This is a genomic window from Ruminococcoides intestinale, from assembly GCF_040095935.1.
Lineage (GTDB): Bacteria > Bacillota > Clostridia > Oscillospirales > Acutalibacteraceae > Ruminococcoides > Ruminococcoides intestinale.
Genome location: NZ_JBBMFQ010000006.1, coordinates 97,904 through 121,165 on the forward strand (window position 1 = coordinate 97,904; position 23,262 = coordinate 121,165).

At 42.8% G+C, this 23,262-nt stretch carries 18 protein-coding genes; 16 read left to right on the top strand and 2 right to left on the bottom strand.

Annotated elements, in window-relative coordinates:
• Positions 1 to 20 precede the first annotated feature (20 nt).
• The 6 genes from WMO31_RS09710 to WMO31_RS09735 all read left to right on the top strand — a co-directional run bounded on the left by WMO31_RS09710 (position 21) and on the right by WMO31_RS09735 (position 9,020).
• The gene (locus tag WMO31_RS09710) at positions 21 to 3,440 is read left to right on the top strand and encodes an FtsX-like permease family protein (RefSeq protein ID WP_367999611.1); all 3,420 of its coding nucleotides are present in this window, start codon (positions 21 to 23) and stop codon (positions 3,438 to 3,440) included.
• Positions 3,441 to 3,575: 135 nt separating this feature from the next.
• Positions 3,576 to 5,324 carry an aspartate--tRNA ligase gene (gene aspS / locus WMO31_RS09715; protein ID WP_021883559.1) on the top strand — a complete coding sequence of 583 codons (1,749 nt, stop codon included), beginning with the start codon at positions 3,576 to 3,578 and terminating at the stop codon, positions 5,322 to 5,324.
• Between the two features lie 89 nt (positions 5,325 to 5,413).
• The gene (gatC, locus tag WMO31_RS09720) at positions 5,414 to 5,692 is read left to right on the top strand and encodes an Asp-tRNA(Asn)/Glu-tRNA(Gln) amidotransferase subunit GatC (RefSeq protein WP_015522682.1); all 279 of its coding nucleotides are present in this window, start codon (positions 5,414 to 5,416) and stop codon (positions 5,690 to 5,692) included.
• A gap of 12 nt (positions 5,693 to 5,704) precedes the next feature.
• Positions 5,705 to 7,159 carry an Asp-tRNA(Asn)/Glu-tRNA(Gln) amidotransferase subunit GatA gene (gene gatA, locus WMO31_RS09725; RefSeq protein WP_015522683.1) on the top strand — a complete coding sequence of 485 codons (1,455 nt, stop codon included), beginning with the start codon at positions 5,705 to 5,707 and terminating at the stop codon, positions 7,157 to 7,159.
• A complete protein-coding gene (gatB, locus tag WMO31_RS09730) occupies positions 7,156 to 8,568 on the top strand; it encodes an Asp-tRNA(Asn)/Glu-tRNA(Gln) amidotransferase subunit GatB (protein ID WP_117839064.1) in 1,413 nt (470 codons plus the stop codon). The genes gatA and gatB overlap by 4 nt, the downstream gene beginning before the upstream one ends.
• A gap of 29 nt (positions 8,569 to 8,597) precedes the next feature.
• Entirely contained in the window at positions 8,598 to 9,020 is a 423-nt protein-coding gene (locus WMO31_RS09735) for a hypothetical protein (RefSeq protein WP_015522684.1), read from the top strand.
• Positions 9,021 to 9,542: 522 nt separating this feature from the next.
• On the opposite strand, the gene WMO31_RS09740 is transcribed toward WMO31_RS09735, so the two are convergent.
• Positions 9,543 to 10,916, bottom strand: coding sequence for a TrpB-like pyridoxal phosphate-dependent enzyme (locus WMO31_RS09740; RefSeq protein ID WP_118101898.1), 1,374 nt, complete (start codon positions 10,914 to 10,916; stop codon positions 9,543 to 9,545).
• Positions 10,917 to 11,198: 282 nt separating this feature from the next.
• Here WMO31_RS09740 and WMO31_RS09745 point away from each other — a divergent pair, with 282 nt between their 5' ends.
• The 8 genes from WMO31_RS09745 to WMO31_RS09780 all read left to right on the top strand — a co-directional run bounded on the left by WMO31_RS09745 (position 11,199) and on the right by WMO31_RS09780 (position 19,871).
• Positions 11,199 to 12,116, top strand: coding sequence for a substrate-binding domain-containing protein (locus tag WMO31_RS09745; RefSeq protein WP_337941125.1), 918 nt, complete (start codon positions 11,199 to 11,201; stop codon positions 12,114 to 12,116).
• Entirely contained in the window at positions 12,113 to 12,982 is an 870-nt protein-coding gene (gene pstC / locus WMO31_RS09750; RefSeq protein ID WP_195231811.1) for a phosphate ABC transporter permease subunit PstC, read from the top strand. Before WMO31_RS09745 ends, pstC begins: the two co-directional genes overlap by 4 nt.
• A gap of 82 nt (positions 12,983 to 13,064) precedes the next feature.
• On the top strand, positions 13,065 to 13,901 hold the full coding sequence (gene pstA / locus WMO31_RS09755) for a phosphate ABC transporter permease PstA (RefSeq protein ID WP_101028832.1): 837 nt from the start codon (positions 13,065 to 13,067) through the stop codon (positions 13,899 to 13,901).
• Positions 13,902 to 13,924: 23 nt separating this feature from the next.
• Positions 13,925 to 14,674, top strand: coding sequence for a phosphate ABC transporter ATP-binding protein PstB (pstB, locus tag WMO31_RS09760; RefSeq protein ID WP_015522687.1), 750 nt, complete (start codon positions 13,925 to 13,927; stop codon positions 14,672 to 14,674).
• Positions 14,674 to 15,321, top strand: a complete 648-nt coding sequence (phoU, locus tag WMO31_RS09765; RefSeq protein ID WP_021883569.1) for a phosphate signaling complex protein PhoU — start codon at positions 14,674 to 14,676, stop codon at positions 15,319 to 15,321. Before pstB ends, phoU begins: the two co-directional genes overlap by 1 nt.
• 174 nt (positions 15,322 to 15,495) lie before the next feature.
• The gene (locus tag WMO31_RS09770; protein WP_015522689.1) at positions 15,496 to 16,167 is read left to right on the top strand and encodes a response regulator transcription factor; all 672 of its coding nucleotides are present in this window, start codon (positions 15,496 to 15,498) and stop codon (positions 16,165 to 16,167) included.
• Position 16,168: 1 nt separating this feature from the next.
• Positions 16,169 to 17,824 (top strand): sensor histidine kinase, encoded by a 1,656-nt coding sequence (locus WMO31_RS09775; RefSeq protein ID WP_367999612.1) that lies wholly within the window; start codon positions 16,169 to 16,171, stop codon positions 17,822 to 17,824.
• A gap of 250 nt (positions 17,825 to 18,074) precedes the next feature.
• Entirely contained in the window at positions 18,075 to 19,871 is a 1,797-nt protein-coding gene (locus WMO31_RS09780; RefSeq protein WP_367999613.1) for a Na/Pi cotransporter family protein, read from the top strand.
• A 114-nt stretch (positions 19,872 to 19,985) separates the two neighbouring features.
• Here the strand turns inward: WMO31_RS09780 and trhA are convergent, their stop codons facing one another.
• Positions 19,986 to 20,633, bottom strand: coding sequence for a PAQR family membrane homeostasis protein TrhA (gene trhA, locus WMO31_RS09785; protein WP_021883572.1), 648 nt, complete (start codon positions 20,631 to 20,633; stop codon positions 19,986 to 19,988).
• 243 nt (positions 20,634 to 20,876) lie between these two features.
• On the opposite strand from trhA, the gene WMO31_RS09790 reads away from it, so the two are divergent.
• Positions 20,877 to 21,590: an ABC transporter ATP-binding protein gene (locus WMO31_RS09790; protein ID WP_367999614.1), complete on the top strand. Its 714-nt coding sequence runs from the start codon at positions 20,877 to 20,879 to the stop codon at positions 21,588 to 21,590.
• Positions 21,583 to 23,187 (top strand): permease-like membrane multi-spanning protein, encoded by a 1,605-nt coding sequence (locus WMO31_RS09795; protein WP_367999615.1) that lies wholly within the window; start codon positions 21,583 to 21,585, stop codon positions 23,185 to 23,187. The genes WMO31_RS09790 and WMO31_RS09795 overlap by 8 nt, the downstream gene beginning before the upstream one ends.
• The last annotated feature ends 75 nt before the right edge of the window (positions 23,188 to 23,262 follow it).

Here is a 23,262-nt window from a genome sequence, read left to right on the forward strand (position 1 = left end):
AATGAAAAGGAGGTGTCACAATGACTAAATCCTTGATAAAAAACACATTCAGAGAAATTAAAAATACAAAAGCAAGATTCATCTCAATTATGGCGATTATTGCCCTCGGAGTGGGATTTTTCGCAGGAATAAAGGCAACTGTTCCGTCAATGTACAATCTTGCAAGAACCTACACGGACGAGCAGGAGCTTATGGATTACCGACTTGTGTCAACGGTCGGATTTGATGAGGACGACATTAAGGCGGTAAAAAATACAGACGGAGTAACCTCTGTTATGCCATCATATTTCTGCGATGTTCAGACCGATGCCGACAGCGGCGGCAGGACTATGAGAGTCATTGCGCTTCCCGAAAAATACGGTGATAATTCCGTTCAGAACAAGCTTGTTTTGACGGAAGGCAGACTTCCCGAAAAGTCGGGTGAAATTGCAGCCGATTCAAGCTCGTTCACGGCAGAGGGTTATAAAATCGGTGACAAAATCAGATTTGCAAAACAGACGGGCGATACAGATACTTCAACCGAACTTAAAACCCTCGAATACACTGTGGTCGGTCTTGTGCAGTCACCTCTTTACATAGCATATCAGCGAGGAACTACGACGGTCGGCAACGGAAAAATCTCGGATTATTTCTACATTTGCCCCGAAGATTTTGCCTTTGAACGCTACACGGAGCTTTATGTAAAAACCGATATTTCGGATAAATTCCTGGCATACACGGACGATTATGATAATGCCATAGAGGATAAAGCCGCCGATTTTGAAAAGGTGGGAGAGAACAGGAGTAACAGCTTTACGGTCGAGGTTATCGACAAGGCTAAGAGCGACCTTGCAGATGCAAAACAGGAGTATTCGGACAATAAAGAAAAAACCGAAAAGAAGCTTGCCGATGCAAAGACGGCGATTGATGACGGCAAAAAAGAGCTGAAAACCAAGACCGATGATGCACAGAAAAAACTTGATTCGGCAAAACAGCAGATTGAGGACGGCAGGACACAGCTTGAAAATTCACGCAATGAATACAACACAAAAATTGCCGATGCACAGGCTCAGATTGCCGAAAAGGAAAGTCAGCTTAATTCTGCCGAAAAACAATATAGTTCTTCAAAAGCAGAATTTGATAAAGAAATTTCAAAATCACAGGCTGAAATAGAAAATGCGGAATATCAGCTGCAGTCGGCAAAGGATACATTTCAAACCGAACAGGAACCCCAGCTTTTGGCAGGAATAAGTCAGGCTGAGGATGCCGTTTCCGCTTTGCAGTATCAAATCAGTCAGACAACCGATGAAGAAACGCTTGCTGTTTTGAACGCACAGCTTGAACAGGCTCAGCAGACGCTTGACGAACTCAACGCAACATACGATTCCGCAAAGGCACAGCTTGAAGAAAGCGAAAGCCGACTTTCCGAAAGCAAGGCACTTTTTGAACAGAAAAAAAGTGAGGGACAGGCTCAGCTTGACTACGCATATTCACAGATTTCAAGCGGAAGAACACAGCTTGATGCCGCAAAAGCAGAACTTGCACAACAGTCGGCAGACGGTCAGGCACAGCTTGATTCGGCAGAAAGCAAGCTGAATGACGCTCAGAGCGAGTATGACAGCGGTGTTGCAAAGCTTGCCGAGGAAAAGAAAAATGGCGAGAAAAAACTCTCCGATGCACAGACAGAATACGATGACGGTGTTAAAAAAGCCGATGAAGAATTCAAAAAGGCAGAGGATAAAATCAAAGATGCAGAGGAAGAAATTAATTCTCTTACAGAACCAAAGTGGTATGTCTTCGACAGAAGCGACAACCCGGGTTACTCAACATTTTCGTCAAATGCAGACAGACTCGGCGCTGTTGCAACGGTATTTCCAGTATTCTTCCTGCTCGTAGCGGTGCTTGTCTGCGTAACTACAATGACAAGACTAATTGAGGAGAAGCGTACCGAAATCGGAACGCTGAAAGCACTCGGCTACAGCAACACAAGCATTGTAATGAAGTTTGTAATCTACTCATTGCTTGCGGCTGTTATCGGAAGTGTAATCGGTATTTTAATCGGCATTTTCACCTTGCCGTTTGTAATTTATGATGCTTACAAAATTATGTACTACATCGGCGATATAACGCTGATACCAGACTATACAAGCATAATTTTCGGAATTGTTGCCGCAGTTGTCTGCACGGTTGTTGTGTCGGTTGTAGTGTGTGCAAAATCTCTGCACGAAAAGCCTGCGGCTGTTATGCGGCCGAAAGCACCAAAGGCGGGCAAGAGAATTTTGCTTGAACGCATAAAACCGTTGTGGTCACATATGAGCTTTAACTCAAAGCTGACCGCAAGAAATCTGTTCAGATACAAGGTAAGACTTTGTATGACTGTTATCGGTGTGGCAGGCTGTACGGCTCTGATTGTTGCCGCATTCGGTTTGCTCAACAGCTTTGAACCGATGACACACGATCAGTTTGAAACAATCTATAAATACGATGCCGTTGTTGTTCCTAAAGACAGCGGAAGTGCCGACAATCTTTCGTTTTTGACAGATACACTTGATAAAAACAGCAATGTCAAACACTCAATGCTTGTTTCACAGCAGGAATGCACGGTAACACACGGCAGTAAGGTTAAGGACAGCGACACAAATCTTGTTGTACCGCAGAATCCCGAAAAGTTTGACGAAATTGTTTCTCTGCATACAAGAAATGGCAAAGAAGAACTCAAGCTTTCGGACAGCGTAGTAATGCTCAGTGAAAAAATGTGCAGTGAGCTTGGAATAAAAACAGGCGACAAAATCACACTGAATGTTGACGGCAAAAAGGCAGAGGTTAAGGTCAGCGGAATTTTTGAACAGTACATTTACAATTTTGTTTATATGACGCCAACCACCTATAAGAGCTTGTTCGGCAGTGACTGCACCTATAATATGGCTGATGTCGCACTCAAAGATACCTCGGATTCCGCCTGCGACGAATTCGGTTCACAGGTTTTATCAGATGATAAAATTGCGGCGGTAAGCTACATTGCATCAAGCTTGAACGAATTTAGAAATATGCTCAACTCGCTTGATATGGTTGTTACGGTTATGATAATCTGCGCAGCGGCACTTGCCTTTGTTGTACTCTACAACCTGACAAATATCAACATTGCCGAGCGTGTCCGTGAAATTGCAACCTTTAAGGTTCTCGGATTCTACAACCGTGAAACTTCATCCTTCATTTACAAAGAGAACATAATTTTGACCCTCCTCGGAATTTTCGTAGGTCTGTTCCTCGGAAACCTTTTGACAGGTTTCATCATTCAGACGGTTGAGGTTGACAACGTTATGTTCGGAAGAGATATTTATTTCACTTCATACCTCTATGCGGCAGGGCTGACATTCCTGTTTTCAATTCTTGTAAATGCGGTTATGAGCTTTAAGATTAAAGCCGTTAATATGGTTGAAAGTCTTAAAAGCGTTGAATAACGGAATATTTTGCCGTATGCTTAAAAAATCTTTTGTAAAATATTGATTGAATACAGCAATTGTGTTATAATACAGAAGAATAGGCTAAATAAATAGGCTGACAGGCAAAATATCTGTGAAAGGATAGTTACAGTAATGATAAAAGCTAATGAATACCGCACAGTCACCTGCGGTGAGTTAAGAGAAGAAAATATCGGACAGCAGGTCAGAGTTGCGGGCTGGGTTGAAAATATCCGTGACCACGGCGGTGTAATGTTCCTCGATATCCGTGATCAGTACGGTGTGCTTCAGGTTGTTGTTCACAACGATGAACTCCTTAAAGATATCAACAAGGAATGTACAGTAACTCTCAGCGGTACTGTTGTTAAGCGTGACGAAGAAACAATCAACAAGAAGATTGCAACAGGTTTCGTTGAAGTTCACACGGAGGACATCAAGGTTCTCGGTAAGTGTAAGAATGTTCTTCCGTTTGAGGTTGCAACCTCTACAAATACCAATGAAGAAGTAAGACTTAAATATCGTTTTCTTGACCTCCGTAACCCGAAGGTTCACAATAATATTATGATTCGTTCGCAGATTATCACATTTTTGCGCAACAAGATGAACGAAATGGGCTTTATGGAGATTCAGACTCCTATCCTTTCAACTTCATCTCCGGAGGGCGCTCGTGACTACCTTATCCCGAGCAGAAAGCACAAGGGCAGATTCTACGCTCTCCCACAGGCTCCTCAGATTTTTAAACAGCTCCTTATGGTGTCAGGTTTTGACAGGTATTTCCAGATTGCACCTTGCTTCCGTGATGAGGACGCCCGTGCAGACCGTTCACCGGGTGAGTTCTATCAGCTTGATTTTGAAATGGCTTTTGCAACACAGGAAGATGTATTTGCTGTTGCTGAAGAGGTTCTTTACGAAACATTCAAGAAGTTTTCAAATAAAGAGGTTTCAAAGCCTCCGTTTGCCCGTATTCCGTATGCAGAGAGTATGCTCAAGTACGGTACAGACAAGCCTGACCTCCGCAATCCGCTCGTAATTGTTGAAATCAGCGATATGTTTGAGGAAACAGACTTTGCTCCGTTCCGCAAAAAGACAGTTCGTTCAATCAATGTTCCGAACGCCGCAGGTCAGTCAAAAAAGTGGTTCAAGAAGATGGAGGAGTTTGCTCTTTCAATCGGAATGAAGGGCCTTGGCTATGTTAAGGTTAGAGATGACCTCACATTTGACGGTCCGATTGACAAGTTCCTTAAAGAGGGCGACCGTGAAGAACTTATCAGCCGTAACGGTTCAAAAGCAGGCGATGTAATCTACTTTATCGCCGATACTGCTCAGGAAGCTCCAAAGCTTGCGGGTCAGATCAGAACAGAGGTTGCAAAGCGTCTTGACCTTATCGATACAAGCCGTTTTGAAATGTGCTTTATCGTTGACTTCCCGATGTTTGAGAGAGATGAAGAAACAAATCAAATTATCTTCACACACAATCCTTTCTCAATGCCGCAGGGCGGTCTTGACAGCCTTCTTAACAAGGATCCCGAAGAGGTTCTTGCTTATCAGTACGATATCGTTTGCAACGGTGTAGAGCTTTCATCAGGCGCTGTTCGTAACCACGATATTGAAATTATGAAGAAAGCGTTCGAGCTTGCCGGCTACAGCGAGGATGACCTCAAGGCTAAGTTCTCTGCACTCTACAATGCGTTCCAGTACGGTGCTCCGCCGCACGCAGGTATGGCTCCGGGTGTTGACCGTATGATTATGCTCCTTACAGAGGAAGAGAACATCAGAGAAGTTATTGCATTCCCGATGAACTCCAATGCTCAGGATCTTCTCCTCGGTTCACCGGGTGAGGTAACAGAACAGCAGCTCCGTGAGGTTCATATTAAATTAAGATAAAAACTGCATTTGCAGTCATATATTCAAACTCAAAGGGCGAGTTATATATTATATGACTTGCCCTATTTTCTTTAAAAAGGACGGTTTTTATGGTAACAAGAGAAGATGTTGAAAACATTGCGTTGCTTTCAAAGCTTTTTGTTCCCGAAGAGGAGCTTGACGGCCTTACAAAGTCAATGCAGGAAATCATAGATTTTGCCGACACAATCAATAACGCTCCGACAGACGGCGAGGAGTTTGACGATATTAACAATCTGTCAAATGTTTTTCGTGAGGATGAGGTTGTTGAGTCCTACGATACAAAGGAGATCCTTTCAAATGCTCCCGAGCAGGCAGAGGATCACTTCCTTGTAAGAAACAGAGAGTAAGGCGGTGTAAAAATGGGTTCTATTGAAAAAATTCATGAAATGCTTGTGTCAAAAGAGTGTTCATGTACCGAGCTTACAAAAAGCTATCTTGACGAAATCGAAAAGGCTGACGGCGAGCTTAACGCATATGTTAATGTAACAGGCGAGGAGGCTCTGAAAACTGCCGAGGCTGTTGACAGAAAAATTGCCTCAGGCGAGGAAATCGGTATGCTCGAGGGTGTTCCGATGACGCTCAAGGACAATATTTCAACAAAGGGAATTGAAACAACCTGTTGTTCAAAAATTCTCACAGGCTATAAGCCGATTTATAACGCAACCGTTTGGGAAACTCTTGCAGGCGAAAACGCAGTTATGCTCGGCAAGACGAATATGGACGAGTTCGCAATGGGCTCTTCATGCGAAACATCATACTTTGGCGGTGCAATGAATCCGTTTGATTCAAACTATGTTTCAGGCGGTTCATCAGGCGGTGTTGCAAGTGCGGTAGGCGCAAACATTGCCGCTTACGGTCTTGGCTCTGATACAGGCGGATCAATCCGTCAGCCGGCATCATTCTGCGGTATTGTAGGTCTTAAACCTACTTACGGTGCGGTTTCCCGTTACGGACTTATCGCATATGCAAGTTCGCTTGACCAGATTGGACCGATTACAAAGTCTGTTGAGGACGCTGCAATTGTTTTTGATGCAATTTCAAAGAGAGATGAAAAAGATTCAACCTCAAAGGGCTTTGTCGGTGACACTTATTCAAAACTCAACAATGACATCAAGGGCATGAAAATCGGTATTGCAAAGGAATATCTTGAGGGTGTCCGTGACGATGTAAAAGAGGCTGTCTTAAAGGCTGCCGATATCTACAAGTCAATGGGCGCAGAGATTGTTTACTTTGACCTGCCAGAACTCAAATTTGCCCTTCCTGTTTACTATATCATCGCCTGTGCCGAGGCATCTTCAAACCTTGGCAGATATGACGGTATCCGTTTCGGTTACAAAACCGAGCATTACAACGGCACTCACGATATGGTCTGCCGTACCCGTTCGGAGGGATTCGGCGAAGAGGTTAAACGCAGAATCCTTCTCGGTACCTATGTTCTTTCCGCAGGTTACTATGACGCTTATTACAAAAAGGCTCAGAATCTTCGTGGCACTATCGTTAAGGCATTCAACAACGCATTTGAAAAGTGCGATGTAATCCTTGCTCCGACAGTTCCTATGACAGCATTTGAAAAGGGACATGCTGTAAGCGATCCGATTGAAACCTATCTTACGGATATCTGCACTGTACCTGTCAATATTGCAGGTCTGCCGGGTGTTTCGGTTCCGTGCGGATTCAACGCAAAGGGTATGCCGATTGGTATGCAGCTTATCGGCAAGAGCTTTGGCGAGGCTGAAATTCTTAATGCGGCATACAAATATCAGCAGGCTGCTGCTGAAAACTTTAAGGATACAAAGTGGGGTGTTAAGCTGTGAGTTACGAATTAGTTGCGGGTTTTGAAACCCATATTGAGCTTGCCACAAAGACAAAAATCTTCTGCGGCTGTACTACAAAATTCGGCGGTGCGCCAAACAGCCATTGCTGTCCCGTGTGTATCGGTCTGCCGGGAACACTTCCAAAGCTTAACCGTGAGGTAGTTCGCTATGCAATCCGTGCAGGTCTTGCAGTTCACGGTGAAATCGCAGAGATTTCAAAAATGGACAGAAAGAACTACTGCTATCCCGACCTTTCAAAGGCATATCAGATCAGCCAGCTTTATGCTCCGCTTATTATAGGCGGTTATGTTGAGCTTTCAAACGGCAGAAAAATCCGTTTGCACCATATTCACATCGAAGAGGACGCAGGAAAGCTCATTCATCAGCACGGCGACACATATGTTGACTATAACCGTGGCGGTGTTCCTCTTATCGAAATCGTTTCAGAGCCTGACATTCGTTCAATTGACGAGGCAAGAGAGTATGTTGAAAAGCTTCAGCAGGTTATGCGTTACATCGGAATTTCCGACTGTAAGATGCAGGAAGGCTCAATGCGTTGCGATGTAAACATTTCGGTTCGTCCAAAGGGCAGCGAAAAGCTTGGTACAAGAACCGAAATTAAAAATATGAACTCAATCAACAACATAGCAAAGGCTATGGAGTATGAGTTTGAAAGACAGGTTGACCTCATTGAAAACGGCGGAAGTGTTGTTCAGGAAACTCTCCGTTATGACGACGCAACCAACACAACATCTTCAATGAGAAGTAAAGAGGACGCTCACGATTACCGTTATTTCCGTGATCCCGACCTCGTTACTATTCATGTTCCGAAAGATGTTGTTGAGGAAATCAAGGCTGCAATGCCTGAGCTTCCTGCCGACAAGTGCAGAAGATATATTGACGAACTTGCAATTCCCGAAAAGGATGCACAGCTTCTTACAAAGTACCGCAAAATCAGCGAGTATTTTGACAAGGCTTGCGAGGGTGTTAAGTCACCAAAGACAGTTTCAAACTTCATTATTGGTCAGATATTCCGCAGAACGGAAACTGAGGCTGACAAGGAAATCTTTGATGTTGCGGTTACTCCGGAACAGCTTAACGAGCTTGTAAAACTTCTTGACAGCGGTAAAATCCGCAACAACCTTGCGAAGGCAACGCTTGAAAAAATGCTTGACAGCGGCAAGGGTGCTCTTGAATTTATCAGCGAAAGCGATATGGGCGGTCTTGACGAAAACGCACTCAACGATTTGTGCAAGCAAGCTGTTGAGGGCAATCCAAAGGCTGTTGAGGACTATAAGAACGGCAAGGAAAAGGCGATTAAGTCGCTTGTCGGAAATGTTATGAAGAACAGCAGAGGTAAGGCAGATCCTGCTCTTGCAGAGTCAAAAATCAAGGAACTTATCGGCTGATAACTTAAACCTTCACGGGGGTGTGTCTTATGAAAGAAAAAATCAAAGTAACGGCAGTTGTAATGTTTCTCGGAGTTATATTTTCGGGAATTTTGGTTGCATACAAGCTGGTTAATACGATTATCCCGTCATTTGACGGCGGATCGGCATCGGTTTTTGACTATATGCTAATCGTGACCGTCACCGTTTCAATGGTGCTGAAGCTCGCAGTAGGTTCAATGGGACTGAGAGCCGTTTCAAAAAAGACATCACCGCCGGATATGCAAAAAATGTTGAAAACTTCGGGCAAACTCGCAGTAGTGCTTGTGCTTATCGGAGTGCTTAACATCATATTTAATGTTGTCAACGGACAGGTTGTTTTTGTGATTGAAGTGTTCGACATAGCAACCGATATTCTCCTCGGTTTTGTGTATATACTTGCCTCCGCAAGCGTTCGTGCCGGCAGAGAATAAGTTCGGATTTTAGATTACCAAATAAAAAATTAACGGTTGGATTTACGAAAAAAGTAATCCAACCGTTTTTGTTTTTGTAATTTTTCTTTTAGAACCGTATGGGCGGACAATATCCGCCTACACGGCGAGTCGCCGTTCCCAGTTCGTGAAGACAGTTTTAATTAAATGTAAAATTGAAAATTGAAAATGGAAAATTAATGTCGGGAAGACAGTTTGTAATGTAAAAAAACATATTATGCCCGAGCGTAACATTGCAACCGTTCGCACAATTCCGTAGGGGCGTTCATTGGACGCCCGCCAAGTAATGACAGAAAATTTATGATGAAAATAAACTGTATAAATGAGATACAGTTACCGAAATAATACAGTTGAAAAGAGGTCAGCATTGCTGACCTCTTTTTTATGTAATTCTAAAAATGCACTCGCATTCTGAAAAGTTATGTGCGTGCCGAGTAATGCTCGGGCATAATAAGTTTTAGAAAAATGAAACTGTCTACACGAACCGGGTGCGAGACACTCGCATTAGTCAACCTTTGGCAAGCCGTCAAAGCCCTGCTGAAGGTCGGCATCTGTCGGAATGTAGTCACTCATTTCGCCGTCATTATACTTCTGATAAGCAACCATATCAAAGTAGCCTGTACCTGTAAGACCGAAGAGAATTGTCTTTTCTTCGCCTGTTTCTTTGCACTTGAGAGCCTCGTCAATTGCAACTCTGATTGCGTGACTGCTTTCGGGAGCAGGGAGAATACCTTCAACTCTTGCAAACTGCTCTGCTGCTGCAAACACGCTTGTCTGTTCAACTGCTCTTGCCTCCATAAGACCGTCATGATACAGCTGAGAAAGTGTTGAACTCATACCGTGGAAACGAAGACCGCCTGCGTGGTTGGCTGACGGAATAAATCCGCTGCCGAGTGTGTACATCTTTGCGAGAGGACAAATCATACCTGTGTCGCAGAAGTCATATGCAAACTTACCTCTTGTAAGGCTTGGGCATGATGCCGGCTCAACAGCGATAAACTTGTAGTCATTTTCGCCACGGAGCTTTTCACCCATAAACGGAGAGATAAGACCGCCGAGGTTTGAACCGCCGCCTGCACAGCCGATGATAATGTCAGGCTTTACATTGTATTTTTCGAGAGCGGCTTTTGCTTCAAGACCGATAACGGACTGATGAAGAAGTACCTGATTAAGCACACTTCCGAGTACATAACGGTAGCCGTCTGTATGAGTTGCAACCTCAACAGCCTCAGAAATAGCACAGCCAAGGCTTCCTGTTGTACCGGGGTGAGCCTCAAGAATCTTTTTGCCGACTTCCGTTGTTGTTGACGGTGACGGAGTAACGCTTGCACCGTAGGTTCTCATAACCTCTCTTCTGAAAGGCTTTTGCTCGTATGAAACCTTTACCATAAATACCTTGCAGTCAAGGCCGAAATATGAACAAGCCATTGAAAGGGCAGTACCCCACTGACCTGCGCCTGTTTCGGTTGTAACACCTTTAAGTCCCTGCTTTTTAGCGTAGTAAGCCTGAGCAATTGCGCTGTTGAGCTTGTGGCTTCCGCTTGTGTTGTTGCCCTCGAATTTGTAGTAAATCTTTGCCGGAGTGTCAAGAGCCTTTTCAAGAAAATATGCTCTTATAAGCGGAGATGGACGGTACATTTTATAGAAGTTCTGAATTTCTTCCGGAATGTCAATGTATGCGTCTGTATCGTCAAGCTCCTGGTCAATAAGCTCATCACAGAACACGGGAGCAAGGTCTGCGTGTGTCATAGGCTTGAGTGTTGCAGGATTTAAAAGCGGTGCAGGCTTGTTTTTCATATCTGCACGAACATTGTACCATTGTGTCGGGATTTCGCTTTCGTCAAGGTATATTTTGTATGGGATTTTGTTTTCAGCCACTAAAATGACCTCCTTGGAATAATATTTCTCTGTAAACAGAATGTAATCTCATTTTGAAAATTTGCAGGAATTATTTTACATCCTGCACACTTCTGTAATATTGTACCACAAATAAAAGGCTTTGTCACGCAAATTTGTAAAAATTTGTTTTGGCATACAAAACCTATATTTTTATTTACACTCTTTTTACAATTGACAAACAGCGTATTTTACAAAACAGTCATAGACTGATGTTGTACGAAAGAGGTACACAAATGATATGAATTTAAGGAGAAAATTCAAATGAAATCTATGACTAAAAAAATTACGGCAACAGCATTATTCGGTGTTCTTGCAGTTTCTGCATTTGCAGGCTGCGGCGGTGCAAATTCTTCATCAAACGGTTCATCCGACGCAGGTTCGGACGCAGCAAAGTTTGACGCATCAAAAACAATCTCTGTTGTAACAAGAGAAGAAGGCTCAGGCACAAGAGACGCATTCACAGAGCTTACAGGCGTTCTTGTTAAGGACGGCGACAACAAGACAGACAACACAACTACTTCGGCTGTAACAATCAACAGCACAGAGGCTGTTATCACAAATGTTAAGGATAACGATGCGGCAATCGGTTACATTTCACTCGGTTCACTCAACGATACGGTAAAGGCTCTTAAAATCGGCGGTGTTGAGGCAACAGCCGATAATGTAAAGTCAGGCGACTATGCAGTAAGCCGTCCGTTCAACATTGCTTACAAGGGCGAACTCAGCGATGTTGCTCAGGATTTTGTCGATTACATAATGAGCTCAGACGGTCAGAAGATTGTTTCAGACAACGGTTATGTAACAGTTTCGGAAAATGCCGCATACAGCGGTAAGAAGCCGTCGGGCAAAATCAGCGTAGCAGGTTCATCTTCGGTATCACCTGTAATGGAAAAGCTTGCCGAGGCTTATCAGAAGGTAAACACAAACGCTAAGGTTGAAATCCAGACATCCGACTCATCGGCAGGTATGCAGTCAGCTATGGGCGGTACATGTGATATCGGTATGGCGTCCCGTGACCTTAAAGATGAGGAAAAGAGCGCACTCAAGGTTGAAACAATCGCAAAAGACGGTATCGCAGTAATCGTAAACAATGCAAACACATGTGATGACCTCACACTTGATCAGGTGAAATCAATTTACACAGGTGAAACAACTGTTTGGAGTGACATAATTAAATGAGATTAAACAGATTTCGTGAAAAGGCAATGCAGGGAGTTTTCTTCCTCACAGCTGTAACAAGTATAGCGGCGGTTGTCATAATCTGTATATTCTTATTCTGTAACGGTGTTCCTGCAATGGCAGAAATAGGCTTCTTTGATTTCGTAGGCGGACAGAAATGGGCGCCTACGAATGTGCCTGCATCATATGGAATTTTTGATATGATTATCGCAAGCATATATGTTACTGCGGGAGCAATCATAATCGGTGTTCCGATAGGAATTCTCACAGCAGTATTTCTTGCAAGGTTTTGTCCTGCACCGCTTTACAAGGTGCTTAAACCGGCAACAGAGCTTTTGGCAGGCATCCCGTCAATTGTTTACGGCTTCTTCGGACTTGTGGTAGTTGTACCGTTCATCCGTGATAACTTCGGCGGTGACGGTTCAAGCTGGCTTGCGGCGTCAATCGTACTCGGAGTTATGATTCTTCCGACAATCATCGGTGTGTCGGAGTCGGCAATCAAGGCAGTTCCCGAAAGCTACTACGAAGGTGCTCTGGCACTTGGAGCAACAAAGGAAAGAAGTGTGTTCAAGACAATTCTTCCGGCATCAAAATCAGGCGTTCTTGCAGGAGTTGTTCTCGGCATAGGCAGAGCGTTGGGCGAAACAATGGCAGTTGTACTCATTGCAGGCAATAAGGTTCAGATTCCGCACAGCGTTACGGACGGACTTCGTACCCTGACCGCAAACATTGTTCTTGAAATGGGTTATTCAACAGGCTTGCACCGTCAGGCACTTATTGCAACGGGTGTTGTTCTGTTCGTATTTGTTCTGCTCATCACACTTTCAATGCAGGCTATAAAGAGTAGGAGTGAAAAGCGTGGCTAACAGCGATAATATAAAAAACGATGCCGCTTTGGTTGATGTGTCACAGATTAAGGCAATCAACAAAGTATCGTTTAAACAGAGAATGAAAGCCTACAAAAGAAAGCCCCTTTCGCTTGTACTGCTCATTCTTGTAGGTCTTGCGGCGGCACTTTCTGCGGCGGCTCTCATATTTATCATTGCCTATGTTCTTGTGCGAGGTGTTCCGAACCTTACCCCCGAGCTGTTCTCACTTGAGTACAACAGCGACAATGTATCGTGTATGCCGTCAATTATCAACACAATTGTTCTTACGCTTGTAACCCTTATAATTTCGGTACCGTTCGGTGTGGGAGCGGCAATCTATCTTGCAGAGTATGCAAAGCGTGGCAACAAGCTTGTTAAGGTAATCAGAACAATGGCAGAAACCCTTGCCGGTATTCCGTCAATTGTTTACGGTCTTTTCGGTATGCTTTTCTTTGTGTATGCTCTTAACTGGGGTTATTCACTTCTTGCCGGTGCATTTACGCTTGCAATTATGGTACTTCCCACAATTATGCGTACAACCGAGGAGGCACTTCTCACAGTTCCCGATTCATACCGTGAGGGCAGTTACGGACTCGGTTCGGGCAAGCTCAGAACAATTATGAGAATTATTCTTCCGAGTGCGATGCCCGGTATTCTTGCCGGAATCATTCTTGCTGTCGGCAGAATAGTAGGCGAAACAGCCGCACTTATTTATACTTACGGTTCGGCAACAGGCTATGCGGCAGGCCCTCTCAATTCGGGACGGTCACTTGCCGTTCATATGTATGTACTTACCAACGAAGGACTTCATACGGATCAGGCATGGGGTACCGCAGTTGTACTTCTTGTACTTGTTTTTGCAATCAATACACTCTCGGCATTTGTTGCAAAGAAACTCGGAAACAACAAGAAGTAACAGGAAAGGATAATTATTTTACAATGGATAAATTTACCATAGAAAACATGAATCTTTACTACGGAAAATTTCATGCGTTAAAGGATGTAAATATCCGTATGAAGAAAAACAGAATCACAGCCTTCATCGGTCCGTCTGGCTGCGGTAAGTCAACTCTTTTAAAGTCGCTCAACCGAATGAACGACCTTGTTGAGGGTTGTAAGATAACAGGCGACATTCGCCTTGACAACGAAGATATTTACGGAGATATGGATGTAAATATCCTCCGCAAAAGGGTTGGTATGGTGTTCCAGAAAGCCAATCCGTTCCCGATGAGCATTTACGATAATATCGCTTTCGGTCCTCGCACACACGGAATCAAAAGCAAGAAAGAACTTGACAGGATTGTTGAAGAATCCTTGCGTGACGCCGCAATCTGGGATGAGCTTAAAGACAGGCTCAAAAAGAGCGCTCTCGGTCTTTCGGGCGGTCAGCAACAAAGACTTTGTATTGCAAGGGCACTTGCCGTAAAACCCGAAGTTCTGCTTATGGACGAGGCAACCTCTGCACTTGATCCTATTTCAACGGGTAAAATTGAGGAGCTTTGCCTTAAACTGAAAAACGATTATACAATCGTTATGGTAACACATAATATGCAGCAGGCTTTGCGTATTTCAGATGAAACAGCGTTCTTTTTACTCGGTGAAATGGTTGAATGTAATTCAACCGACGCAATTTTCTCAAATCCGCAGGATAAGCGTACCGAAGAATACATTACGGGAAGGTTTGGCTAATGAGAGAATATTTTGATAAAGAGCTTACACAGCTTAACGACAGCCTTATTGAAATGGGCGGTCTTGTTGAACAGGCAATCAAAAATACAATGAAGATGATTGTTGACGGCGAAGATTTGCTTGATATCGCAAGAGAACATGAAAATCGTATTAACGAGGCGGAAAAATCCATCCAAAGCAGATGTTTGCACCTTCTTCTTCATCAGGCACCTGTTGCACACGACCTCAGATATGTTTCCGCCGCACTCAAAATGATTACCGACCTTGAGAGAATCGGCGATCAGGCAGTTGATATTGCTGAAATGTCTGTTTACATCAAGGACAAAAAGCAGGTGTTCAATCTTACTCACATTTTGGAAATGGGAGACAATGCCTCAAAAATGGTAACGGAGGCTATTGACGCTTTTGTTAAGAGCGATATTGAGGTTGCCAAAAAGGTAGCCCGTCAGGATGATATCGTTGACGAACTTTTTAACCGTTCAAAGAATGAAACGGTTGAACTCATTCATAAGAATAAGGAACTTGGCTCAGAGGCTCTCGATATCGTTATGATTGCAAAGTATCTTGAAAGAATTGCAGACCATGCGGTTAATGTTGCAGAGTGGGTTGCTTTTTCAATTACAGGCAGCTGCGATTTGTCCGACTGATATATTTTGCTTAACAAACGGGAGCATAGCTGTATGCTCCTGATTTTTGTTTTATTAAACTTTACATTTTTGCAAAAAAAGTCTATAATTATGGCGGATGTTCCGATTTTAATTTAAGTGCAGACGCCCCTTTGCGGTGCATTTAAATACACATTTGTTGAGGGAGAGTATTAGATGTTAATTTACATTGTTGAAGATGATACCGATATCAGAGAGCTTGAATCTTATGCTATGAAAAGCAGCGGATATGAGGTTCAGAGCTTTGGTGAAAGCAAGAGCTTTTTTAAGGCTTGTACAGCCGAAATTCCTCAGCTTGTAATTCTTGATGTTATGTTACCCGATTTTGACGGACTTTCCGTGCTTGAAAAAATGCGCAGGGATGCCGTGACAAAAAATGTTCCCGTTATTCTTGTTACTGCAAAGGGAAGTGAAATGGATAAGGTCAAAGGTCTTGACATGGGTGCCGATGACTATATTACAAAACCTTTTTCAGTCCTTGAGCTTATTTCAAGAGTCCGTGCAATCCTCCGCAGATGTTCTGTTGATGACAGACAGGATGTCATCAAGCTCGGTCAGATTGTTTTTGACGATTCCAAGCACATTGTAACAAGCTGCGGTGAGGAATGTAACCTCACCTTCAAAGAATACGAACTTTTAAAGTATCTTCTCAAAAATAAAGGGATGGCGCTTACCCGTGAAAATATCATTCTCAATGTGTGGGGATATGATTTTGAGGGCGAGAGCAGAACGGTTGATATGCACATTACAACCCTCAGGCAAAAACTCGGCAGCTGCGGAAACCTCATCAAAACTGTGAGAAATGTTGGATATAAGGCGGGGGAATAAAGTGAAACTGAGTAAAAAGCTTTTAAAAAACTTTTCGGTTATCGCTGTGGTGTCCATTCTTCTGACGGCTGTTTTTTCAACAGCTGCTTTCTGGTTTGTGTTTTCCGATGAACAGGAGGCAGAGGTTCGGCAATATACCGATAAAATCATCAGCGTTTATAATTCCGACAGCGAAATCGACCTTTCAAAATATTACGGAATAGGCGATTTTCGTGTTACTCTCATAAAAAGTGACGGTTCGGTTGTATCTGATAGCGTTGACACAGATGTTAATTCTATGCCGAATCACAGCGACCGCCCCGAATTTGAACAGGCAATCAAGGACGGCAACGGTTCAAGCCACAGAATGTCGGAAACCTTGAATAAAATAACATACTACTATGCAGAAAAAACCGCAGACGGTTCTGTAATCCGTGTTGCAAAGACAATTGACAGCATTTACGGAATTTTTCTTTTTGTTATTCCGTCAATTCTTATAATTATGATAGGTGTATTTGTTGTCTGTACAATTCTGGCAAAGCGCTCCACAAAGAAAATCGTTGAACCGATTAAGGAAATGGCGGACAACGGCAACGGCTCGCCGTATGATGAGCTTTTGCCGCTCTCACAGAAAATTGCAAGCCAGCAAAGACAAATCAAGCGTCAGATGCGCAGACTGCAGTTTGAAAAGGATAAAATTTCAACGCTTATCGAAAATATGGCGGAGGGCTTTATTCTTATTGATGTTGACAAAAAGGTGCTTATGAGCAATTATTCTGCGTCGAAGCTTCTCGGTGCCGATGATGACGGTGTTACCGACAAAACTTTGATTGCGTTTTCACGCAACGAGGTTCTTAACGATTGCGTTGACAAGGCTCTTTCGGGCGAGAGTAAAAACGGCGACACAACCGTAAAAGGAAGAGCATTGCAGATTATCACCAATCCTGTTTATTCAAACGGCGAAAAAAACGGTGCAATCTGTCTTATTATTGATGTTTCGGCTAAGAAAAAGGCTGAAAAGATGCGTCGTGAATTCACGGCAAATGTAACTCACGAGCTGAAAACTCCGTTGACTTCAATTTCAGGCTATGCAGAAATTATTGCAAGCGGTCTTGTAAAGCCCGATGATATCCCGAATTTTGCAAATAAAATTCACAAGGAATCGGGCAGACTTCTCTCTCTTATAAGCGATATCATGGAGCTTTCACAGCTTGACGAAAAATTCAGCGATGAAGAATTTGCCCCTGTTGACCTTGCAGGGGTGGCATCCGAGGTTGCCGAGGATCTCCGTTCAAATGCCGAAAAGCACGGAATTACAATCACTGTTGATACAAAAACTGCCGTCATAAACGGAAATCGTAATCAGATTTACGAACTTATCTACAACCTTTGTGACAATGCAATCCGTTACAATCGTGAAAACGGTTCGGTAAAAATCATAACAGGTGATGACAATGAACATCCGTTTGTTAAAGTTGCCGACACGGGAATCGGTATCCCCGAAAAGCACCACAAGCGTGTGTTTGAACGCTTTTACCGTGTTGACAAGAGCCGTTCAAAGGAAACAGGCGGCACGGGTCTTGGACTTGCAATTGTCAAGCACATTACCGAAAGACACGGCGGAGAGATTTCTCTTGAAAGCAGTGAACAGGGAACAACATTTACCGCAAGATTCTGATGTGAAGTCTGTTTACATTATTTTACAAACAAAACAAATTTTAAGCGGTGCTGTGCATACTATATTGTGCAGTGCCGCTTTTTTATTGCTCAAACAATACAATTTCACGAATCTTACATAAAAAATGCCGTGTTTCGACAAATTTCAAAGATAATTACCAAGCTTTCAGACTTTACAAATTCTTTACAATTCATTGACAATCCTATGACTTTAGTTTAATATTATTGATGATAAAGGAGAGTATGTATTTATGGATTTGTTTATGGTTTTACAACTGCTCTGCGGTCTGGCGCTCTTTTTGTTCGGTATGAATTCAATGGGCGATGGTCTTGAGAGCCTTTCCGGCGGTAAGCTTGAAAAAACTCTGGAAAAAATGACTAACAGCACCATGAAAGGATTCATTCTCGGTGCGGCGGTTACTGCGGTGATTCAGTCCTCTTCGGCAACAACCGTTATGGTTGTCGGATTTGTAAACTCGGGAATTATGAAACTCCGCCAGGCAATCGGTATTATTATGGGTGCCAATGTCGGCACAACAATCACTTCTTGGATTCTCAGCCTTTCGGGTATTGAGGGCGACAGTTTGGTTATGCAGCTTTTAAAGCCGTCGTCTTTCTCTGCCGTGTTTGCCTTTGTAGGAATTATTCTTCTTATGTTCTGCAATTCGGAAAAGAAGAAGCATCTCGGCACAATTTTCCTCGGATTCGGTATTCTTATGGTTGGTATGGATCAGATGAGTGCGGCTGTTGAACCGCTTTCTGATGATCCGACATTCACAGGCTTCCTCACACTCTTTAACAACCCTGTATTCGGTATTCTTGCCGGCGCATTGCTGACCGCAATTATACAAAGCTCAAGCGCCTCTGTCGGTATTTTGCAGGCATTGTCCAAAACAGGCGCAATCAGCTATTCAATGGCAATCCCGATTGTTATGGGACAGAATATAGGCACTTGCGTAACCGCACTTATTTCCTGTATCGGTGCAAAGAAAAACGCAAAGCGTGCCGCATTTGTACATCTTTACTTCAATATTATCGGCACACTCGTAATTTGTGCATTGTTCTACGGTTCTAACCTCTTTATCAACTACGGTTTCCTTAATGATATCGTAGGTCCCGAGAACATTGCGGTTATCCACACAGCATTCAATCTGCTTGCAACTGCAATTCTTCTTCCGTTCAACAAGTATCTTGAAAAGCTTGCCTGCCTTACAATCAAGGACAAGGATGAGGATTCGGATGTTCCGTTCCTCGATGAGCGTTTTCTCAACACTCCCTCTGTTGCAACAGAGCGTGCAAAGTCACTTGCTGAAAAAATGGCTCGTCTTTCTGAGGGTACGCTCCTCGGCGCACTTGAACTTGTTGACCATTATGACGAAAAGGTTGCGGCAACAATTCATGAAAACGAAGATATGATTGATTCCTATGAGGATGTTATTTCAACATATCTTGTAAAGCTCAGTTCCAAACAGCCTTCGGCTGACGACAACAAAACTATTCAGCTCATTCTTCACACAATCGGTGATTTTGAGCGTATCAGCGATCATGCGGTAAGCATTGTAAAGGTTGCTCAGGAAATTCACGAAAAGAACATTTCGTTCTCAAAAGAGGCGAAAGCAGGTCTTGCCGTTATGGTTGACGCACTTCGTGAAATTATCAACAACGCTACTGTTGCTTTTGTTGATAATGACCTTGCACTTGCCTCAAAGGTTGAACCGCTTGAACAGGTTATCGACCGTCTGCGTGACAAGCTTAAAGACGCCCATGTTAAGCGTCTTACTAACGGTACCTGTACAATCGAACTCGGTTTTGTATTCTCTGACCTTATCACAAATATTGAGAGAGTTTCCGACCATTGCTCAAACATTGCAATCGGTGTTATTGAAATCAACCGCAACGGCTACGACGCACACGAATATCTCCATGAACTCAAAAATTCCGATGATATTCAGTACAACGCAGATTACAAGGCTTACAAGCAGAAGTACACACTTCCAAAGGAAGCTTTGTCTGTAAGAGAGGTTTCCGTAGGTGTTCCCACAAACTAAACAAATCTTTTTATAAAATTTAGGGCTACAGAAAAACAAAAAGTTTTTCTGTAGCCCATTTTTTTGTGTGAAAGATTTACCTGCGGCTTTTTATGCGGTCAGCTTTCGCTTTCGTTAAATACGAAAAAATCCGAGAAGAATTGCAAAGTAATGGAACACACTTCCCGCAACCGTGAATAAGTGCCATATCGAGTGAAAATATTTTACCCTTTTAATTGCGTAAAATATAATCCCCACCGTGTAGAATACTCCGCCTATGATGAGGAAGATTCCCGAAATTGACGGCATATGCTCCATAAGCGGTTTTATTGCAAAGATTATTACCCAACCCATTCCTATGTAGCAGAATATTGACGGAATCCTTGCTTTTTCAAGGTTGATTGAGTTCATAACTATTCCGAAAATTGCCGATGCCCACACAATTCCGAACAGAATCCAACCTGTCACACCGTTGAGGTAGTAAAGAGTAATCGGTGTGTATGTTCCTGCAATCAGCAGAAAAATTGTGTTGTGGTCCATTATTCGGAAAAATGCTTTTACCTTTTCATTTGTGAAAGAATGATACAGAGTTGACATTGTGTAGAGTATGATGAGCGATGCACCGTAAATGCAAGAGCTGACAACACCCCACGCATTTGTGTGGATTGCCGCCGTAACGATAAGCACAACCGTTCCCGCAATCGACAGACCTGCACCGATTCCGTGTGATACAGAGTTGAAAATTTCTTCCCCGAGTGTATATTTTCTTTTGAACTTTGCCAAGATGAACCTCCAAAAAATAATCTGTACTAATATTATAAATCATTCCTGCACATATTCAAGATGATTCGTAATGCAAAATATTTCAATAGATTTTACATTTCATCAAAAATGGTTTCTGTTATCCAAATTTCGCAGATTTATTGGTTTGTAATTCAAACTTGTTGAATTTTTATAACATATTGACACAAGAATATTTTGTGTAGTATAATTTGCGTAATTTATTTGGCTATAGGAGGAGCGCTTATGCTCAGAATAGAACATTTAACTAAAAAATACGGTGACAAAAAGGCTGTTGACGATTTGTCACTTCATATTCAAAAAGGCGAGATTTACGGCTTTATCGGACACAACGGTGCAGGTAAGACAACAACAATCAAATCCTGCTGTGGAATTCTCAACTTTGACGAGGGCGAAATCTATGTTGACGGTGTGTCGGTAAAAGAAAAACCTCTCGAATGTAAGCGCAAAATTGCTTACATTCCCGACAATCCCGATTTGTATGAGTTTATGACAGGTATTAAGTACCTCAATTTTATTGCCGATATTTTCGGAATCAGCCAGTCTGACCGTCAGGCAAGAATCAGTAAATATGCTGAAATGTTTGAAATTAAAAATGCACTTGCTCAGACAATTGACAGCTATTCTCACGGTATGAAACAGAAACTTGCAATTGTTTCCGCACTCATACATAACCCAAAGCTTATCATTATGGATGAACCGTTTGTAGGTCTTGACCCAAAATCATCCCACCTTCTCAAAACTTTGATGAGAGAGATGTGCGATAACGGCGGTGCAATTTTCTTCTCAACCCATGTGCTTGAAGTTGCCGAAAAGCTTTGCGACAAGGTTGCTATCATCAAAAGCGGCAAACTTATCAAGTCGGGTACAATGGATGAGGTCAAGGGCGATGATTCGCTTGAAGATGTATTCCTTGAACTGGAGGAGAATGATGCTTAAAACCTTAATTAAACTCCAATTTCAAAAGGCACTTGCACGGTACACCGCAAATTCGTCAAACAAGAAAAAGAACGGCAAAAAAAGTTCGTTTAACTCACCGGCTGTTTATCTTGCTCTTCTCGCTTTTGTCGGTGTTGTATTTGCATTTATGTTCTACAATATGTTCAGCATGATGGCACCTATGCTTGCAACATCGGGATTCAGTTGGTTGTATTTTCTCTATGTTATGGGTGCGTCGTTTGTAATCAGCACTATAGGCTGTATTTTCCTTTCGCTCTCACAGCTTTATGAGGCAAAGGATAATGAGCTTTTGCTTTCAATGCCTATTCCGCCTCGCAGTATTCTCTTTTGCAGAATGTTGCCACTGTATGCACAAAATCTTCTCTTTTGTGCACTTGTACAGGTCCCTGCTTTTGCGGCCTATGTAACAAATGCGTCTGTTTCGGTTTCGCTTGTAGTAAGTCAGATTGTGATTCTGCTTTTAGTTCCGCTTTTAAGCCTGAGCGTTTCGTGCATTCTCGGCTGGCTGATTGCATTTGTAACATCAAGGACAAGACATAAAAATGTTGTGACAATCGTATTTTCACTTGTTTTCTTTGCACTGTATTTTTACCTTTATTATCAGGCAGAGGACCTTGTAAAAACACTCGTTGCAAATTCAATTGGCATCGGTGCAAATATAATGGACAGTGCATATCCGCTTTATCTCACAGGACTTGGCGCATCGGGCGACTTGTTGCCGCTTTTTGGTGTTGCTGTAGTAATTATTGCATTCTTTGCAATTGTTTATGCGGTGCTTTCTCACAGCTTCATAAAGCTTGCAACAGCGAAAAAGGGTGCGAAGAAAGCCGTGTATAAGGAGAAAACCCTGAAAGTAAGTTCTGCATCAAAGGCGCTTTTACGCAAAGAAAGAATGATGTTCACAGGCAACGCAACCTATATGCTTAACAGCGGACTCAGTGCGTTAATTATGGTAGGCGGAACAATTTATGCGGTGTTCCAGCTTAATACGCTGAAGCAATTTCCAAGTACATTGATTGAAATGATTTCAGTATATCTTCCACTTGTGATTGCCTTTGTGATTTCATTGGGACCGATTTCTGCGGCATCAATTTCAATGGAAGCTAAAAACCTTTGGCTTATGCAGTCGCTTCCTGTATCACCGTTGCAGGTGCTTACGCAAAAGCTGAAACTTCACTTTATTGTAAACGGTGTTGTTTCACTTGTACCCTCGGTTGTTCTCTCAATAATGCTCGGAATGAAACCGGTTAATATTATTATCACAATTCTTATTCCGATAATTTTCTCGTTGTTCTCGGGTCTTCTCGGACTTATGTTTGACCTGAAAAAGCCAAAGCTTGACTGGAATACAACCGCTGAGGCAGTAAAACAGAGTGCAAGCGTTATGCTTTCGTTATTGCTTTCAGTTCTTGCCGTATGTGTACCTGCTATTGCGTATCCGGTTCTTCTCAGCTTTGAAATTGAAATTTCGACTGAAATTTTCCTCGCCTGCACAGCATTTTATTTTATCCTCATCAGCCTTCCGGTTTGGCTTTGGATTAAGAATAAAGGCACAAAGGTTTTTGCAAATCTTTAAAACAGAATATCAAAATTAAGAATAAACCTCCGAAAATTTGCAGATAATATTTGCAGAATGTTTCGGAGGTAATTT

Excerpts from the sequence above, each read along its gene's own strand:
- pstB (WP_015522687.1), top strand. The coding sequence starts at position 13,925 with ATGGATAAATTTACCATAGAAAACATGAATCTTTACTACGGAAAATTT.
- pstC (WP_195231811.1), top strand. The coding sequence starts at position 12,113 with ATGAGATTAAACAGATTTCGTGAAAAGGCAATGCAGGGAGTTTTCTTC.
- WMO31_RS09770 (WP_015522689.1), top strand. The coding sequence starts at position 15,496 with ATGTTAATTTACATTGTTGAAGATGATACCGATATCAGAGAGCTTGAA.
- gatC (WP_015522682.1), top strand. The coding sequence starts at position 5,414 with ATGGTAACAAGAGAAGATGTTGAAAACATTGCGTTGCTTTCAAAGCTT.
- WMO31_RS09795 (WP_367999615.1), top strand. The coding sequence starts at position 21,583 with ATGCTTAAAACCTTAATTAAACTCCAATTTCAAAAGGCACTTGCACGG.
- WMO31_RS09780 (WP_367999613.1), top strand. The coding sequence starts at position 18,075 with ATGGATTTGTTTATGGTTTTACAACTGCTCTGCGGTCTGGCGCTCTTT.
- phoU (WP_021883569.1), top strand. The coding sequence starts at position 14,674 with ATGAGAGAATATTTTGATAAAGAGCTTACACAGCTTAACGACAGCCTT.
- gatA (WP_015522683.1), top strand. The coding sequence starts at position 5,705 with ATGGGTTCTATTGAAAAAATTCATGAAATGCTTGTGTCAAAAGAGTGT.
- aspS (WP_021883559.1), top strand. The coding sequence starts at position 3,576 with ATGATAAAAGCTAATGAATACCGCACAGTCACCTGCGGTGAGTTAAGA.
- WMO31_RS09735 (WP_015522684.1), top strand. The coding sequence starts at position 8,598 with ATGAAAGAAAAAATCAAAGTAACGGCAGTTGTAATGTTTCTCGGAGTT.
- WMO31_RS09710 (WP_367999611.1), top strand. The coding sequence starts at position 21 with ATGACTAAATCCTTGATAAAAAACACATTCAGAGAAATTAAAAATACA.
- WMO31_RS09790 (WP_367999614.1), top strand. The coding sequence starts at position 20,877 with ATGCTCAGAATAGAACATTTAACTAAAAAATACGGTGACAAAAAGGCT.
- WMO31_RS09745 (WP_337941125.1), top strand. The coding sequence starts at position 11,199 with ATGAAATCTATGACTAAAAAAATTACGGCAACAGCATTATTCGGTGTT.
- pstA (WP_101028832.1), top strand. The coding sequence starts at position 13,065 with ATGAAAGCCTACAAAAGAAAGCCCCTTTCGCTTGTACTGCTCATTCTT.